Raw genomic sequence first — 17,387 nt, forward strand, 5'->3', positions numbered from 1 at the left:
CTATGGGTAAATTATTCCGATTTGAATGGCTGAAAAATCGTAAGAATATCAAGAATATTGTAATGCTAAGTTTATTCCTAATCATTCTTATAGGATATATTATTCTAAATGGAGTATTAGCACAGAAATATAAGATTGACGAGCGTGTTAATTATACAAGTGATAAGTGGTATAGTGTTATGAAGATGAATGAGCTACTGGCTCTATCTGACGAGAAAGATATGTCTAAGGATATGAAAACAGAGATAGATTTTTGGAGGCAAGTATATCAATATGCAGTATCTCAAGATGTCTATAAACATTGGCGCGGAGAAGACAAATGGAGAGATGTTGTAAGAGAAACCATTGAAAAGAATGAGTACTTACTAAAGGGAAAGGAAGAAGGAATCACTTCCTATAATCGTATATCGGATCAGGAATTACGCAATGAAATCAAAAAGAATCAAGTGTTCTTAGAGGAAGATATTAAGCCTCTTGACAGCGAATATCAGATGACATCCTTACATTTCTTATATCGCTTATTAGATCAATTATTCCCTTATCTAATTGTAGTGGTAGTCCTAATAGTTTGTGCAGATACCATGTCCAGTGAATTTGATACTGGTAGTTACAAATTCTTAATGCTACAACCGTATAAGCGAGGAAAGATTATACACATCAAATCAATTGCAACAATCTGCTATGTAATGATTTCAGTACTTGGTATTATTGCAGGGGTATTCTTGGTAAATGGATGTATTAATGGTTTTGGAAATCCAAGTTATCCAGTAGCTATCGATGGGAGCCGATTTAGCAGACTTATATCGGATACGTATAAGACGAGTGCTGTAGAATATATTGGAATCGGTAAATTTCTTCTGTATGTAATACCGATTGCCATCTTGTATCTATTATTTACTGCGGTTTTTGCACTAATCCTCTCCACATTAGCTGCTAATAGCATAGCTTCCTTATCCATGTCAGTAGGAATAATGCTAGCGGCTATCATGTTACAACCTTATGTAGTTAGTTACAAGACATTGTCTTTGGTTTATCCGGTTAGTTACTGTAATCCAGTAGAAGTGCTGTCTGGTGGAACTTATGGAACTGCATTAATGGCTATCCTAGTACTTGCTTTTTTAAGTATTGTAATCTACCTAGTGAATGTATTGATATTTAAGAAGAGGGATCTATTATGAGAAAATTAATATATTTTGAGTGGAAAAAGATTTTCGGAAGCAAAAGAAATATTGCTGTTATCGCTATTGTTTTCCTAGTTCTACTTGTGTTCCTATCATCGAATATAGAGAGGGATAAGCAGGATAGAGAGGATAGCGCAAAACAAGCAGATTTTCTTGCAGATTGGTATAATAAAGAGAATGTCTCCTATGAAAAAAGCTATAGCAAAACAAACATGTACATATGCAAATTATATAGTGATGTGGCAAAAAAACGAAGCGAGTATTTTACGGAAAAGGCTAGAACAATTCGTACCAATGACAAGGAAGCAGAGTTACAAGCGGATAGAAGCTATTATGAAACCCAACTTCGATATTATGTAGAAGGTGCATTATATATAGGAGCTTCTATGGAAGAAACGGCAATACGGAATGCCATCTATTCGAACAAGGAAGTATTTCTTGATATGTTGAATTATCAGTATCAACAAAAGGGAAATATCTCAGAGTTATATGGCGATTATTTGATGATGCCGAGTATGCTATTTGGTACAAGTAATCAAATTGCAGAGACATTGACATATTACCGTGAAAAGCTAGTTTTTACAAACAAGTTATTAGAAGACAATGCTGAAATATTACGTGTAAATGAAATGAAAGGATATAATTTTCTCTTTCTTACATTCAAAGAAATCTTTCCTTATGTAGCTTTGCTAGTGGTGCTTCTAATATTGGCTGATATTATGTCAACGGAAAGAGACTATGGTACTTATAAATTCTTGTTATTGCAACCATTTTCCAGAGGTAAGATAGTATTAGCTAAGGGAATAGCGGCAATTACTAGTGCTTGGGTAGTTATTTTAATACCGATATTCATCTGTTTCTTAGCAGTTGGAGTGATCAATGGTTTTGGATCGCCTAGTTATCCAGTAATAAAAAGTGTAGAAACGTATACAACAACAGAGCCATTAGTAACAGATATTGAATATACAAGAGGTACGGCTTATGTTGGTGACTTCTTTAGTGAATTTAGTGGTAATATAGATAATGGATATCGATTGTATGAATATCGTAATGGTGGCTTATATATGGGTATTAGTGAATACGCGTCGACCTATAATTTCAGCTATTTTGCAGTACCAAATGGGGATTATTTTGAGGAGAACAAAATAGTAGTCTATAATCCAGATTATTATGGAATACCGGATAAAGTGGCTAGTACAATCATGAACCCATATTTTTCATATATCAATATCAGCAGCTTCTTACTACAGATGTTGCCAGGAGTGTTGTTATACCTAATGTTCGGTGCGTTACTTGGACTGTGTATATCAACGACAACGCAACATAGCTTGATATCTTTTGTTTTATGTATCTTAATTGGCGGTGGTGGAAGTCTTCTTTTATCGAATATTAATGGAAAATTAGGAAAATTGCTACCATTCTCCTATGGAAATGTTGTGAATTGTATGCAAGGGTTGTATAATAGAACAATGTTACAAGGGGTGACTGTATTAGTCAGTGTCAACCTGATTTTGTTCATTATAAGTTATATAACTTTTAGGAAACGAGATATTATTTGTTAAATACGTACGAATAACTACGTGAAAGGGGTATTGTAACGTTGGAAAAAAGAAGAAGTAAAAGAATACCGGTTCATCTACATTTAGAGATATCATCTTTGTTTAATCAGGATAATGGTTTAGTTACAATTGCGAATACACCAATTGAAGTGATTAACATATCAAGAACAGGGATTGGTTTTATCACAGAAAGTATGTTACCAACAGGATTTTATTTTAATGCATGTTTACAATTTAATAGTGAAGATTCCAAGTTATACTGTGTTGTTAAGATTTTGAGGTCTGAGTTTGCTGGTGGAAATTCTACTATCTATGGTTGTGAGTTTGTCGGTATAGCACCTGTGTTTTCGTACATATTTGATCAATTAGAAGAGGAGTATGAAGGTGAATAGGTTAGACCAACAGATGAACTTCATTATGGAAGTGGACAAGTTAAAGGAGATAACAAGACAGACATATATATCTAGTGGAAAACGACTTGAAAATGATGCAGAGCATTCTTATAGTTTAGCGCTTATGGTTGCCTTGTTGAGTGAACATGCAGAAGAGAAGATTGATGTTGCGAAGACAATGTTAATGGTATTGATTCATGATATTGTAGAAATTGATGCTGGAGATACCTATGCATATGATGATGTTTTAAATCAAACAAAGAGGGAACGTGAAGTTTTGGCAGCAGATAGAATATTCAATCTATTACCAGAGGATCAGGCCGTATATATACGTTCGTTATGGGAAGAGTTTGAGGAAGGACAGACACCTGAAGCAAAGTTCGCATTAACAGTTGATAAGATTCAACCACTGACTTTGAATGATCATACAAAAGGTAGAGCCTGGAGAGAACATGAGGTTCACCTAGACAAAGTGATGAAGAGAAATGAGCACACACCCGATGGTTCTCAAGTTCTGTGGGAGTTTGCGAAGAGTATCATTGATAAAAACGTTGCAAATGGTAATATTAAAAGCTAGTGGAAGTTAACTAATTGCAAAACTCAATTTGTTTTTTCAAAGTTCTTGGCTAATATATAACACAAAACACGTTACACACAAAGAACTACTATAGGTATTTCACTAGTATTACTTAGTTATACTAAATTAACCAAAAAACAATTGGATTTTGTGAGTTTGCAATTACTATTAAAATTATAGAATATAGAAGGAGAGTAGAATATGGATTATAGAGTAAAATTAAAAGATGAAAACGAATTAATGAGAGAACGATTTGATTTAGCAGCTGAAAGAATTAGTCAAATCCCATCTGAGAGTACAGTAAAGGAGCCATATCTTGATTATTTTCATAAAGTAGCTATGTATATTATTGAGATGAAAGATACGTTCTTGTCGATAGAAGATGGTAGTTATGCGAATAAATCGCTTGAAGAGCTACAAACCATGAATCAAGATCTATATGAGGATATTCTTGAAGAAAATTATGAGACAAGTTACGCAAATCCAGAGTATGCATGTAAGATGTTAGGTGAGGATTATGGTAAGGTATTAACTTGTCTGTATGCTAGATTGCGTTCCTGTTTAGCAGGTGCTTTTGAATATCGTTTATTCGATATGACCATTAATATGGAGTTATTCATTGAAATCTACAATCTTTTTGAAGAGGAAGATGAAACAACATACAAAGAAGTAAAGTCAGCATTATATTACACGGCAACCGATTATAGTGAGGAAGTATGCTATTATCGTACGAGAGAGTTATTAGATCCAGAATTATCTTTCTTAACTGATATTATTATGGACTCTGATCTGACAGATTTACGTTATCTATATCAATATGGGGAACATATTACGGAGAACGAAATTAAAACAGCCGAATACATGAATAGTTTAAGTCAAGAGAAGATTGATGCAATGGCATTTACTTATACAGAAGGGTATCGAATTGGATTTATCTATGCAAACATTGACCTTTCGAAAAAGGGCATCGTTAATATTCGTTATGAAAAAGGATTTGAGCGTATGGTACGTGCCGCAATCAAACAATTTGAAAAGTTAGGTTTGAAACCTTCTATCAGAAGAAGTGGTGCAAACAAATTTAATAAGCAATATGATTATGACCATCGTTTTGATTATGCATTATTCTTCGATAAAGCTTATGTAGAGAAGAGACTAGCGCATCTAAGAAAAGCATATGAAGCATTCAAAAAACAAGCTTCCTTGTTTGCAGGACCAGCAGTAATCGAAACATTTGGTGAGAAGCCATTCACACCAGTAAGTAAATCAGCTAGCAACAAATTAAGTGAAAAACAACAAAAACTTGATGTTGAATTCAGTCGTGACTCTCGTTTACTTATGAATGAGTATATCAAGGGTGATGAAAGAAGCTTTACTATAATTGCATATCCAGTGCCTGAAATCGGCGAGAAATTCGAAGAAATCTTTGATGAAACGGTGAAAGTGAATACACTTGATTATAATCTATACAAAGAGATACAACAAAAGTTAATTGATACCTTAGATCAAGGGGAATATGTTCATATTCTAGGAACCGGAGTAAACAAAACAGATCTTAAAGTGAGTTTACATCAAATTAATGATCCGGCAAAGCAAACAGGCTTTGAGAACTGTCTTGCGGATGTTAATATCCCTGTGGGTGAAGTGTTCACATCACCAAAACTTACTGGAACAGATGGCGTTTTACATGTAAGTGAAGTGTACTTGAATGACTACAAATACATGGATTTAGCATTAACTTTAAAGGATGGTAAGATTGTAGAATATACTTGTAAGAACTTTGAAGAGGAAGAAGAGAATAAGAAATTCATTAAAGAAAACCTTTTATTCAACCATGATACCTTACCAATGGGCGAGTTCGCAATTGGAACCAATACAACGGCTTATGTAATGGGAAGAAAGTATAATATTCAAGATAAATTACCGATTCTTATTGCTGAAAAGACAGGACCTCACTTTGCTATGGGTGATACTTGCTTTAGTATGAGTGAAGAAGTAATTACTCGTAATCCGGATGGGAAAGAGATGATTGCTAAGGATAATGAATGCTCTATTTTACGTAAAACAGATATTACAAAGGCATATTATAATTGCCACACGGATATTACAATTCCTTATGATGAACTAGGGGAGATTGCAGTATATAAAAAAGATGGTGAGAAGATAGTTATTATCGAAAATGGTAGATTTGTTTTAGCTGGTACAGAAGAGCTTAATAAACCTCTTGATGAAATGAACGTTTAATAGTAAATATATATAGATATATGAGAAAGGGCTAACTTCACATTACGTGAAGTTAGTCCTTTCTTGTTAGGCTTCAGCTTGTTGTTCATTGTGGAGTTTCTCAACAGAGAAACAGATGCAAGAGGGTGCACATAAGAAAAGTAAGGGAAGCAATACATTGGAAGAATTTGTTGACATAATAAACAATTGAGGATATTATGTATTAGTAAAAACGTTTTCGCTAGGGGGAAAAGGATGAAAGTGACAATAAGAGATGTCGCAAATGCGGCAGGTGTTTCAGTGGGTACTGTTTCAAGGGCATTTAATGGATATCAGGATATTAATGTAGAGACAAAGAAAAAAGTTTTTGAGGCAGCAAAAAAATTGGGATATGCACCTAATGTTAATGCAAGAAGTTTGTCAGCAAAAGTTTCTAAGAATATGGGACTGATTGTATCCGGTTTTTTACAAAGTGATAGAAGAGATGGATTTGTTCATATGCTATTAAAAGGAACATATCGATATGCATTTGAACATTATCTTGAGGTAGCTTTATATACCTTGGATTCTGAAAATCAGAGTGAGAAAACATATGCCAGATTTTGTGCAGAACATAGTATTTTTGGGGCTATTTTAAGTGGTGTAGCTACGACGGATCCTTATTTTAAAGAGCTAATGAATGCAGGTATGCCTTGTGTGTTAATAGACGTAGACATACAAGCGAAAGGAGTTGGATCCATATCGGTAGATAATGTTAAGGCGGCTATGGAAATTACGGAGTATCTTTTGAATGCGAATCATGAAAAGATAGTTGTTGTTCAAGGTAAAGAAGATGCTGCAGTTAATAACTACAGAATGACCGGAATTGTGGAAACTCTCAGTAAAAGAGGAATAGAGTTAACGAGTGATCAGATATTAACCTGTAACTTTAGTGAGACATTAACTTACAATAAAGTAAAGGAATATATCTTAAAGAATGGTAAGGAAAGTGTAACAGCATTTCTTTGTTTAAGTGATATTATGGCACTGGGAGTAATGAAAGCAGTGCGTGAATTAGGATATTCCATACCCGAGGATTTCTCAGTAATTGGGTTTGATGGAATACCGATTACAGCTTATACCACTCCTGGACTTACGACAATTGAACAAGATGTAGAAGAGATGGGGTATCAAGCGGGAGCATTATTGCAAGAATTAATGAAAAATCCCAATATGTCAAAGAAAGTATATGTACCATACACCTTTAAAGAGCGTGGTAGTGTAAAAAAACTATAGCGATTTCAATGTGTTTTATAACAAAGTGACGATGATTTTACAATGTATTAATGAAATATAGCAAAACAGATAAAAAAGAACCAAAAAAAATTAAAACATTGTTGACATCGTCTATAGTTAGTGTTATTATAATATTACAAAAACGTTTACGGAAATAAGCAGGTATTATAAATACCATTGCTTATATTTTTTACTGGCAACCAAAAACGTTTACGGTAAATTATAACATTGGAGGTTTTATGTATGTGGAAAAAATTTATAGCTTTATCTATGGGTTTAGTTCTTTGCGCATCCTTATTAGCTGGATGTGGTAAAAAGGACAACGCAAATTCAGGTGGAAGTACTACAGAGGGTTCAACTAACCAAGATAGTGGTAAGAAAGTTGACATTCGTGTAACTAGATGGGGAGATACGGAGAACAAAGCTGAAAAGCAATTAATTGATGAATTTAATGCGAACAATGATAAGAACATTAATATCATCTATGATGTTGTACCAGGTGATGGATATGGTGATAGATTAACAACATCTTTCTCATCAGGGGATGGATACGATGTATTCCTATCTGGTGAAGGTGATTTCTTCAAATGGGTTGATAAAGGCTTAACATACCCAATGGATGAATTGATGGCAAATGATACAAGCTTTGCTGGTACAATTTCTGAATCCTTAATGCAAATGGGAAATATCAATGGTAAGCAAAACTACATCGTAGCAGACCAGAATCCAATCTGTTTATACTATAACAGAGATATGTTCGATGCAGCAGGAATTGAGTATCCAAACGATGATTGGACTTGGGATGATTTAATCGCAGCAGCAGAAAAACTTACTGTAAAGAATGCCGATGGTTCCTACGAATCATATGGTTTTAATGCTCAAAGTTGGGGATATGCAGTAATGACTTACTTAGAATCCTTAGGTTTAGAGTTCATGAATGAAGATGGAACAGTTGCTGATGGATATTTAAATAACCCAGAAGTAGCGAAAGCTCTTGAACAATACTTCGCTATGGCAGAGGAACCAAACAAAGTTTCACCAGCAAGTGCCGACCTTGATACTTTTGGTAGTGCTACATCCATGATGGTTAACAACAAATTAGGTATGTTTATCAGCGGTGGTTGGGATGTAATTCCATTACGAGAGGCTGGTATTAATTATGGTACTGCTTTAATTCCTGGTAACCACAAATCATATGTATGTGCTGGAGGTTATGCAATCGGCGCTAACACTAAGAATCCAGAAGCAGCTTGGGAAGTAGTAAAATTATTAACTAGCCCTGAGGCATCAGAATTAAGACAAGAATTAGAAGGTATATTACCAACTTCGAAAGAAGGTATGGAAGAATTCTTGAAAACTGCAGATGAAAGAGATCATGCATTAATTAGAACTTTAGATTATGGTGTACAACCAATTGGTATGCGTTCTGAATTAGGTAGCAAGATTAACGAAAAGACAAGCGAAATATTTGAAAGAATAATCTACAAAGACGGAACAGCACAAGAAATTTTAGATGAAACATTAGCTAGTCTTAAATAATTTATGTAGCGACTAGACGGTAATTAATCTGTCTGGCATAGAGAGATTCTTTGAGTTATTACATTGTGATAGAGACTTTATTAAATGTGATTAAAGATTAAGAATCTCTCTATTTTTATAAACTAAGTTAGATACAATCATAATTTATTGATTTAGTTTGGCTTAAACTTAAGGTTTAGAACTAAGTTCTTTCAATTTTAAGATCAAAAGAAAAGAGGTTTGTTTATGAAGAAGAATAAAACAGCCCAAAAAAGTAAGAGAACAATTGCTCAAAAACGTGAAAATCGTTATGGATATGCATTTGTTATGCCTTGGATTTTAGGACTATTTATCTTTACTTTAGTACCAATGATATTCTCAGCAGTATTATCTGTATGCGAATGGGATATTGTAACTGGATTAAAAACAATTAAATTTGTTGGACTTGACAACTTTAAACGATTGACTGTGGACCCCGATTTTAAAAAGTCACTTATTGTAACTTTTAAATTCTGTCTGATTTCCATACCATTTTATCAGATTATTTCATTAGGAATTGCCTTACTGTTAAATATGCGTGTGAAATTCATGAAATCATTCCGTTTGATTTATTTTTTACCTTCTATCATCCCAGTTATTGCTTCTACCATGATTTGGACTCAGATCTTTGGTGAACAAGGCTTGTTAAATCAAGCACTTAAAATCTTCGGAATCAAAGGACCTGCGTGGCTCAACAATCCGAAGACAGCACTTTATGCTTTAATTATCATGGGTGTTTGGGGTGTTGGTAATACCATGATTATCTATTTATCTGGTTTGCAAGGTGTTAGTGCGGAATTAAAAGAAGCAGCTGCAATAGATGGAGCCAACAGTTTTGTGACATTCTTTAAAATCGTAGTTCCTATGATTTCACCTACGATCTTCTTTAATGTAGTTATGGCTGTCATTAGTTCCTTCCAATACTTCACACAGGCATTCGTTATGACAGAAGGTGGTCCTTTAAAATCCACTCTTTTCTATAATCTATACTTATATACAACGGCTTATAAGAACTATGAGATGGGTTACGCAGCAGCATTAGCATGGGTTATGTTTGCAATAATCATGGTATTTACGTTATTGGTAATAAAGAGTTCAAGTTTTTGGGTTTATTACCAAAACGATGATAAGATATAGGAGGTGCTCAGATGATAAGTAAGAGAAATAATATATTGTCAGGTGTAGCAAGAGTAGTTTCGATGATACTTTTGTTAGTAGGTGCAGTTCTCATTTTGACTCCTCTATTATGGACTATCTCTATGGCACTAAAACCAGATTCCGAGATTTATAGTAGCAATTTCTTCCCAAAGGTTTTAAAGTGGAGCAACTTTCCTAAAGCATTATCCTCCATTGATTTCTTCTTATATTTGAAGAATACCTTAGTAATTTTAGTTCCAAACCTAATTGGTACGGTATTTTCCTCTGCGCTTGTAGCATATGGCTTCTCCAGATTTAATTTTAAATGGAAGAGAGGATGGTTCCTGATTCTGTTAGCAACTATGATGTTACCAGGTCAGATTACGATGATACCACAATTCTTAATCTTCCGTCAAATGGGTTGGGTAAACACTCCACTTCCTTTAATAGTTCCTGCATTTTTCGGTGGTGGTGCATTTAATATTTTCTTATTAAGACAGTATATGTCTGGTATACCAAAGGATTTTGATGAAGCGGCTAGAATTGATGGAGCTGGTCCTGGTAGGGTATTTTGGAAACTTATGTTACCAATGTGTAAGCCTGTACTAACTGCTATCACTATCTTTACTTTCATGGGTGTTTGGAATGACTTCAATGGTCCTTTAATCTACTTATATGATAGTAAGAAGTTTACATTATCCATCGGTCTTTCCTTCTTTAAGGGACTTTATACAAGTAAATGGAACTTACTAATGGCAGCAACAATCATTGTTATGATACCAATTTTAATACTATTCTTTGTTGCTCAAGAGTATATCATTGACGGTATCTCTATTTCATCTGGTACGAAAGGTTAATGCCTGTATACAAGCAATATTTTATGAGAGTTCTAGTTAGAAGAACTAATATTAATCTTAGATAAGTAAAGGAGCATGGATTTAATAATGAATACAACAACGAAATGCACAAGACCACAGTACGCGTGTACGAATGAGAAACTAAAATTAATCGGATCCATCGACGGGTACTTCCCAGACTTTGGACATCACCTAGAAAATGAAATGGGTGGTTTATGGCTATATCCAATTAAAGTGCTAGATGGCTTTTGGATGCACTTTATCGATCATACGGCGAAAACAGTATCCTGCTATATGCAAGCCGATGAATTTAAGAACTTTCCACATAAGAATGAATTCTATTATAACCATGGGTTGGGTCACACTACCGTTGTTGCGAAAAGAACACAAATTGCTCCCGAAGGATCTTTGGGTGTTGTAGTTACTTACGAATTTAAGAATGAAGGCAAAGAAGCTTGTGAGTGCTCTACTGCATTTTTGGCAAGGGTGAATCTTCGTCCTTTATGGCTTGCAGAAGAGATTAATGTATTTGATGGAACAGAGGATGAAATCAAATACTTTGAAAATGAAAATATGTTTGTTGCTAAAGATAATCGTAATCCGTGGTATGCTGCACTTTCCTGTTCAGTGGCGCCAGATGATACAAGAATGGGACAGTTTTATGGACCTGAAAATACAACTGGTAATGGTGTGAGCTGTGAATATACACATCATTTTACGTTACAACCAGGAGAAGGTAAAACACTTAAATTCTATATTGCGGGTTCTTTCCGCAAGGAAGAAAAGGCAGTAAGTGAATGTAAGAAGTTACAGCAGGAGAAGGACTTCGAACAGGAAAAAGAGAAGAAATATGAAGATTTATATAAAGTAGCAAATTTGGAAATTGAAGATAAAAACTTTGAAAATATATATAAATGGGTAAAAGTAAATACAGATTGGCTTACTCTTGATATTGAGGAATATGGTAGAGGAATTATTGCTGGATTACCTGAATATCCATGGTGGTTTGGATGTGATAGTTTCTATACGCTTCAAGGTGTACTTTGCATGGGAGATTACAAATTATGTAGAGATACGTTATCCTTAATCCATGATTATTCTGTAAAATACAATGGTAACGGAAGAATCGTTCATGAGATATTACCGAATGGACATTGTCCAAACTATGGAAACACACAAGAGACAGCTCATTTTGTGACAATGGTATGGAAGTATTACGAGTGGACTAAAGATCAGTCACTACTAGATGAAACACTACCATACATTAAAAAGTGTATTACATGGTTACAAGAACAAGATGATGATAATGATTACTTCCCTAGTGGTTATGGAATCATTGAAATTGCAGGTCTTAACATGGAGATGATTGATACTGCTGTTTACACATGCGAAGCATACGATTGCTATAGTAAGATTTGTACACTTTATGGTGAGACAGAGGAGTCTGAAAAATTTGCAAAACTTTCTGAAGATTCTAAAGAACAAATCAACAAAGAGTTATGGGATGATAGAGCAGGTCTTTACTGTGATGCCTTCGCTTCTTATGAGACAATAGAGAAGAAGAAAGATGTAATTGATGGTATGCTTAAGGAGGCAAAATGCGATCATGTCAGAGAATACATGCAACTTCTTCTTGATGAGAGAAAAGAAGATGGAAACAAAGAAAGAGGCTGGCTTTTAAATCGTAACTGGGTAATTAATACGCCGATGGAGATTGGAATAGCACCTATTGATAAGGCAAATCGTGCACTTGAGATTATGAGTACGGACGAGTTTATCGGAGAATATGGAATGTATCTGAATTCACTAAGTCAATTTGCAACTATGACAATCTCAACGGGTGTAATGGCTGTTTCACAGGCAATGTATGGATTTTCCGATGAAGCATTACGTTTAATAAAGAAAATATTTAAGACATTTGGAATGGCAACACCAGGATCCATCTCAGAAATGTCTCCGGATTATGGATGCTTTACACAAGCTTGGACAACATATTCGGTTATGCTCCCTATCGTTAGATTCTTCTTTGGTATTTGCCCAAGTGCAGTTGAGAATAAAATTTATTTAAATCCTTGTATGCCATCAGAATGGACAAAGGCAAGTCTAGGAGATGTGAAAGTGCTTGATGGTAGTATAAGCATTTCTTATGAACGTGAAGGTAGCCAAGTAAAACTTAATATAAAGAACAATACAGATTATCCAATCGTATTAAAAGGACGTAACAACATCATAGTAAACGGACAGGAATTTAATGAACAAGAAATATCACAATCTGAGGTTGAGATTGTGTACGACATAAAGGAGAGCAGTAAGTAATGAGTATTATGCAGTATAGTAAAGGAACAGGAGTTAACGAAAACTGGTTAGTAGAAGAATCAGCATTTGATTCCAGATATCTTGGAAAATGTGAAGCTATTTTCTGCCAAGGTAATGGCTATATGGGTGTTAGAGCGGCCCTAGAAGAAGAATATGTGTCAGAGACTCGTAATATGTTTGTGACTGGTACATTCAATAAATTCCATGATACAGAAGTTACAGAGTTACCTAACTTTCCCGATGTAACTAAGATTATCTTCCAAATTAATGGAAAAGTATTCTCTCTTGATCAGGGTACCATACATCACTACGAAAGAGTACTAAATATAAAGAATGGTGAAGTTACTCGTATCGTTGACTGGGAAAGTAAAGATGGAGAGCGTATTGAATTCAAGTTCCTTCGTACCGTTTCTATGAAGGATGAACATGTGATTGCATCTAAAGTAGAATTAAAGCCAATATCAGGTGATATTGCTTTAAAAATAATAAGTGGAATTGATGGAACTGTTTCAAACAGTGGTTCACAGCATTTTGCTGAGGGAAGCAAACGTCTTTATGATTTCACATATTTAGAAATGGTATCTGAAACAATTGAATCAAAAGTTACAGCAGCGATTCATACTGCACATCGTTTCTACTTAAATGGTGAAGAAGTAAAGGTAACTACACTTCCTGTAATTGGTCGTAGAGAAATCAAAATCAATGCTTCTATCGAACTTAAGAAAGATCAAGTTCTAGTTTTAGAAAAAATCTCAACCGTTCATACAACAAGAGATTTAGTATATGATGGAATGGAAGCAGAAAAATCGATTAAATCAGTGAAAGTAGATGGTAAGAAAAACATAGAAGAAGCATTTGCTCTTGGTTATGACAAGATTTTATGTGAAAGTGCACAGGCTTGGGAAGAAATTTGGAATCAAGAGGATATTCAAATTGATTCTGTAAATCCTTTTGATCAATTAGCGATGCGATTTGGGATTTACCATCTAAATATCATGGTTAAGAAAGATGATAACCGCGTTGGAATTGGCGCAAAAGCCCTAAGTGGCGAAGGATATAAAGGACACTCTTTCTGGGATACGGAAGTATTCATTCTTCCTTACTACCTAATGACTCAGCCTAAAACAGCACGTACCTTATTAGAATATCGCTATAAGAACTTATATGGTGCAAGACTTAAGGCTAAAGAACAAGGTTATGAGGGCGCAATGTATCCTTGGGAATCTGCTTGGATTGATGATGGTGAAGTAACTCCATTATGGGGTGCAGCTGACGTTGTTACAGGCGAAACTCTAAAAATCCTAACAGGAATTATTGAACAACATATTACAGCAGATATTGCATTTGCAGTATGGCAGTACTACATCGTAACACGCGATGAAGAATTCATGAACTTATATGGTTATGAAATGATTATGGATACTGCAAGATTTTGGGCTAGCCGTTTAGAATGGAATGAAGCGAAGAATCAGTATGAAATCAATGATGTAATTGGACCAGATGAATACAAAGAACATGTTAACAACAACGTTTATACCAATTATCTAGCCTATTACAACATGAATCTAGCTCTTGAATTAATCGGTAAGATTAGAGAAAACAATACGGAAGTATATGATAGAATCAACGGTTTATTCTCTCTTACTAAACTAGAAGAGGATTTAGGAGATAAACTACCAAAACTTTATTTACCACAACCAGATAAAGAAACAGGAATTATTCCTCAATTTGATGGATACTTTGACCTGAAATATATTGACCTTACTAAATACAAACAGTCTTCTATTGTTGGTACTATCTACAATGACTATAACATGGAACAGATTAATGAGTTCCAAGTATTAAAACAAGGTGACTTAGTAGTTCTTCTTTACTTATTAGATGATTTGTTTGATGCAGAAACAAAGAGAAAAAACTATATGTATTATGAAGAGAGAACATTACATGATTCTTCTTTAAGTAAATCAACTCACAGTGTATTGGCTAATGATTTAGGATTACATGAAGATGCTTATCACTTTTTTGTAGGGGCTTCTAGTATTGACCTTGGAGAAGAAATGAAATCTTCTGATGCTGGTATTCATAGTGCATCTATGGGAGGTATCTGGCAGTCAGCAGTATTAGGATTTGGTGGTGTTCGTGTTGTTGGACAACAGTTAAGAATTGCACCATCTCTTCCAAAAGAATGGAATAGTCTAAGCTTTAGAGTTGTTTGGAGAGGAACACCATTAAAAGTTACGGTAACAAAGGAAACTGTAAGCATTACAAATCTTTCACATGCAGTAGAGATATTAGTTTATGATGAAGTTGTAGACCTTGAGAAAAATGCTACCTTTACAACAAAAGTACGAGGTTAATAGCTATTAGGAGATAATGTGAAAGAGAAATCTTTCACGTGGAAATTGGTGTTTACGGCCCCAAGTTCGCAAGTTATGGAAAGGTATGGTTATTCATATGATTAGAAGACTTGTCAGTAATAATTATGATGAATATGGTGTAAAAGAGAGCTATGAGACTATTATAAATGATAGTGAAAATTCTGAGTTACTGGCAGGGTTTCAAATGGAAGTCAACATTCCTTACGAATCCAAACTTACCTTGGTCACCTATTATAAAGGTGGCTGGGGTAATGAGTTTGGTAAGTGTAACTTTAACATAGATAAAGAGAAGGAAGATTTCTATATTGAGAATACGAGAGGACGCTCAAGTCACGACTACCATCCTTTTCTAATCCTTGAATTTGAGGATGGCAATAAGGCTCTCTTGGGATATGCATGGTCAGGAAACTGGTATTTTCATATAAGTAAACAGGGAAGAATTCTTGTTGGACAAACAAAGAAAATGTTTACGAAGATGTTAGAACCTAAGCAAGAGCTTAAAACACCATCTGTTCTAATCGCATTTTGTAACAAGGAAGAAAAAAGATCTTTGGTTTCACATCTTCATCAGTTTTTAAGAAGATATTGGATTCCTAAGAATTCTGCCTCAAGAGAACTAATGGTAGAATGGAATCATTGGTGGACTTATGAAGATGTCGAAATCAATGAAGAAGTTTTTCTAAGAAACGTTGATGTGGCACACGAACTAGGCATTGAACTATGCACGTTAGATGCTGGTTGGTACGGTGATACAAAAACCCACTGGAGTAAACAACAAGGAGATTGGAAACTAGTTAACAAAGAAAAGTTTCCTAATGGACTTAGATATCTAGCAGATTATGTTTATGACAGGGGAATGAAATTTGGTATTTGGCTGGAGCCAGAGGCATTAGGATTCTATTCAAAGCTTCGAAAGGACAATCAAGTGATCGAAGCTCTCATAGATGGAAACGCCTATGAAAGTCCATATATCTGTCTTGGTAATCCAGATGGAGCAAGGTTAATTTATAAGTTCATAACAGAATTGGTTGAGGAAACAAATGCTGATTTTATAAAACTAGACTTTAATTTAGACCCCGAATATGGTTGTAACCGAATCGATCATGGACATGGGCAAGGAGATGGATTATTCCAGCATTATCGGGAGTACTATCGCATTTTGGATGCAGTTAGAGAACGTTTTCCTAATTTAATTATAGAGAATTGTGCTTCCGGTGGCCTCCGATGTGACTTTGGTATGCTACAACATGTACATACCACCTTTTTAAGCGATGTCGATGTTACGAAACATAGCCTTGAGTCATTCTATGAGTTATCTCATTTCGTACCGCCAACTGCCATACTACACTTCGCTTGGTCAGAAACGAGAGAGTATGAGGATGGAACGTATGTATTCCCTAGCTTTGTGCTTAAGGAAGGTACAGATGAGAATGCTATTAGATACACATTAAGGGCTGCTATGCTTCATCAAATGGGCATTTGCAGGAATTTACCGGATATGCAGGAAGAGTATAGGGATATTTTTAAAGAACAGATTGCGTTTTATAAATCAGAGGTTAGGCAGTATTTGTTAGAAGGTCAATTATTTCATCTAGTTAGAAAGGATGGAATGATATGTATTCAACTACAGTTGAAGGATAAGTCACTTGTATTCTGCTTCTATTATGGGGAGAATCCGATGAAACCATTCTGGTTAAAGCTTGTCGCACTGGATGAATCAGAACACTTTTGTTTAACCTTCACAGATAAGGGAAGTTCCATGTCAGGAAAAGGAAAACAATTTATGGAGCAAGGGGTTTACCTTGATGGATTCAGGGGGTTAACTTCTGAAATACTTGTTATCGAAAGGAAGAAAGGTTGAAAGAAGTTATGAAGAAAGGGAAAGCAGACTGCTCAATCTTTCAACCTATTTATTTGAGCAGTATTGCAAACAAGTTT

At 34.9% G+C, this 17,387-nt stretch carries 12 protein-coding genes; all 12 read left to right on the top strand.

The window, feature by feature from the left end:
- The first annotated feature begins 2 nt into the window (after positions 1-2).
- The 12 genes from BUB90_RS17190 (at position 3) to BUB90_RS17245 (ending at position 17,310) form a co-directional block, all read left to right on the top strand.
- On the top strand, positions 3-1,178 hold the full coding sequence (locus BUB90_RS17190; RefSeq protein WP_073289681.1) for an ABC transporter permease: 1,176 nt from the start codon (positions 3-5) through the stop codon (positions 1,176-1,178).
- Entirely contained in the window at positions 1,175-2,743 is a 1,569-nt protein-coding gene (locus BUB90_RS17195; protein ID WP_073289682.1) for an ABC transporter permease subunit, read from the top strand. Before BUB90_RS17190 ends, BUB90_RS17195 begins: the two co-directional genes overlap by 4 nt.
- A gap of 38 nt (positions 2,744-2,781) precedes the next feature.
- A complete protein-coding gene (locus tag BUB90_RS17200) occupies positions 2,782-3,132 on the top strand; it encodes a PilZ domain-containing protein (RefSeq protein WP_073289683.1) in 351 nt (116 codons plus the stop codon).
- Positions 3,125-3,709, top strand: coding sequence for an HD domain-containing protein (locus BUB90_RS17205; protein ID WP_330393805.1), 585 nt, complete (start codon positions 3,125-3,127; stop codon positions 3,707-3,709). Before BUB90_RS17200 ends, BUB90_RS17205 begins: the two co-directional genes overlap by 8 nt.
- A 201-nt stretch (positions 3,710-3,910) precedes the next feature.
- Complete coding sequence (locus BUB90_RS17210; protein ID WP_084139343.1) at positions 3,911-5,950, top strand: aminopeptidase; 2,040 nt, start codon at positions 3,911-3,913, stop codon at positions 5,948-5,950.
- Positions 5,951-6,184: 234 nt separating this feature from the next.
- Positions 6,185-7,204 carry a LacI family DNA-binding transcriptional regulator gene (locus BUB90_RS17215; RefSeq protein ID WP_073289685.1) on the top strand — a complete coding sequence of 340 codons (1,020 nt, stop codon included), beginning with the start codon at positions 6,185-6,187 and terminating at the stop codon, positions 7,202-7,204.
- A gap of 243 nt (positions 7,205-7,447) precedes the next feature.
- On the top strand, positions 7,448-8,743 hold the full coding sequence (locus BUB90_RS17220; protein ID WP_073289686.1) for an ABC transporter substrate-binding protein: 1,296 nt from the start codon (positions 7,448-7,450) through the stop codon (positions 8,741-8,743).
- A 225-nt stretch (positions 8,744-8,968) separates the two neighbouring features.
- Complete coding sequence (locus tag BUB90_RS17225) at positions 8,969-9,898, top strand: carbohydrate ABC transporter permease (RefSeq protein WP_073289687.1); 930 nt, start codon at positions 8,969-8,971, stop codon at positions 9,896-9,898.
- Positions 9,899-9,909: 11 nt separating this feature from the next.
- Positions 9,910-10,755, top strand: coding sequence for a carbohydrate ABC transporter permease (locus tag BUB90_RS17230; protein ID WP_073289688.1), 846 nt, complete (start codon positions 9,910-9,912; stop codon positions 10,753-10,755).
- Positions 10,756-10,842: 87 nt separating this feature from the next.
- Positions 10,843-13,071, top strand: coding sequence for an amylo-alpha-1,6-glucosidase (locus BUB90_RS17235; protein WP_073289689.1), 2,229 nt, complete (start codon positions 10,843-10,845; stop codon positions 13,069-13,071).
- Positions 13,071-15,428, top strand: a complete 2,358-nt coding sequence (locus tag BUB90_RS17240; protein WP_073289690.1) for a glycoside hydrolase family 65 protein — start codon at positions 13,071-13,073, stop codon at positions 15,426-15,428. Before BUB90_RS17235 ends, BUB90_RS17240 begins: the two co-directional genes overlap by 1 nt.
- Before the next feature lie 97 nt (positions 15,429-15,525).
- A complete protein-coding gene (locus BUB90_RS17245; RefSeq protein ID WP_170865526.1) occupies positions 15,526-17,310 on the top strand; it encodes an alpha-galactosidase in 1,785 nt (594 codons plus the stop codon).
- Positions 17,311-17,387 lie beyond the last annotated feature (77 nt).

Source organism: Anaerosporobacter mobilis DSM 15930 (assembly GCF_900142955.1).
Classification (GTDB): domain Bacteria; phylum Bacillota; class Clostridia; order Lachnospirales; family Lachnospiraceae; genus Anaerosporobacter; species Anaerosporobacter mobilis.

Excerpts from the sequence above, each read along its gene's own strand:
- BUB90_RS17190 (WP_073289681.1), top strand. The coding sequence starts at position 3 with ATGGGTAAATTATTCCGATTTGAATGGCTGAAAAATCGTAAGAATATC.
- BUB90_RS17195 (WP_073289682.1), top strand. The coding sequence starts at position 1,175 with ATGAGAAAATTAATATATTTTGAGTGGAAAAAGATTTTCGGAAGCAAA.
- BUB90_RS17210 (WP_084139343.1), top strand. The coding sequence starts at position 3,911 with ATGGATTATAGAGTAAAATTAAAAGATGAAAACGAATTAATGAGAGAA.
- BUB90_RS17215 (WP_073289685.1), top strand. The coding sequence starts at position 6,185 with ATGAAAGTGACAATAAGAGATGTCGCAAATGCGGCAGGTGTTTCAGTG.
- BUB90_RS17220 (WP_073289686.1), top strand. The coding sequence starts at position 7,448 with ATGTGGAAAAAATTTATAGCTTTATCTATGGGTTTAGTTCTTTGCGCA.
- BUB90_RS17225 (WP_073289687.1), top strand. The coding sequence starts at position 8,969 with ATGAAGAAGAATAAAACAGCCCAAAAAAGTAAGAGAACAATTGCTCAA.
- BUB90_RS17230 (WP_073289688.1), top strand. The coding sequence starts at position 9,910 with ATGATAAGTAAGAGAAATAATATATTGTCAGGTGTAGCAAGAGTAGTT.
- BUB90_RS17235 (WP_073289689.1), top strand. The coding sequence starts at position 10,843 with ATGAATACAACAACGAAATGCACAAGACCACAGTACGCGTGTACGAAT.
- BUB90_RS17240 (WP_073289690.1), top strand. The coding sequence starts at position 13,071 with ATGAGTATTATGCAGTATAGTAAAGGAACAGGAGTTAACGAAAACTGG.
- BUB90_RS17245 (WP_170865526.1), top strand. The coding sequence starts at position 15,526 with ATGATTAGAAGACTTGTCAGTAATAATTATGATGAATATGGTGTAAAA.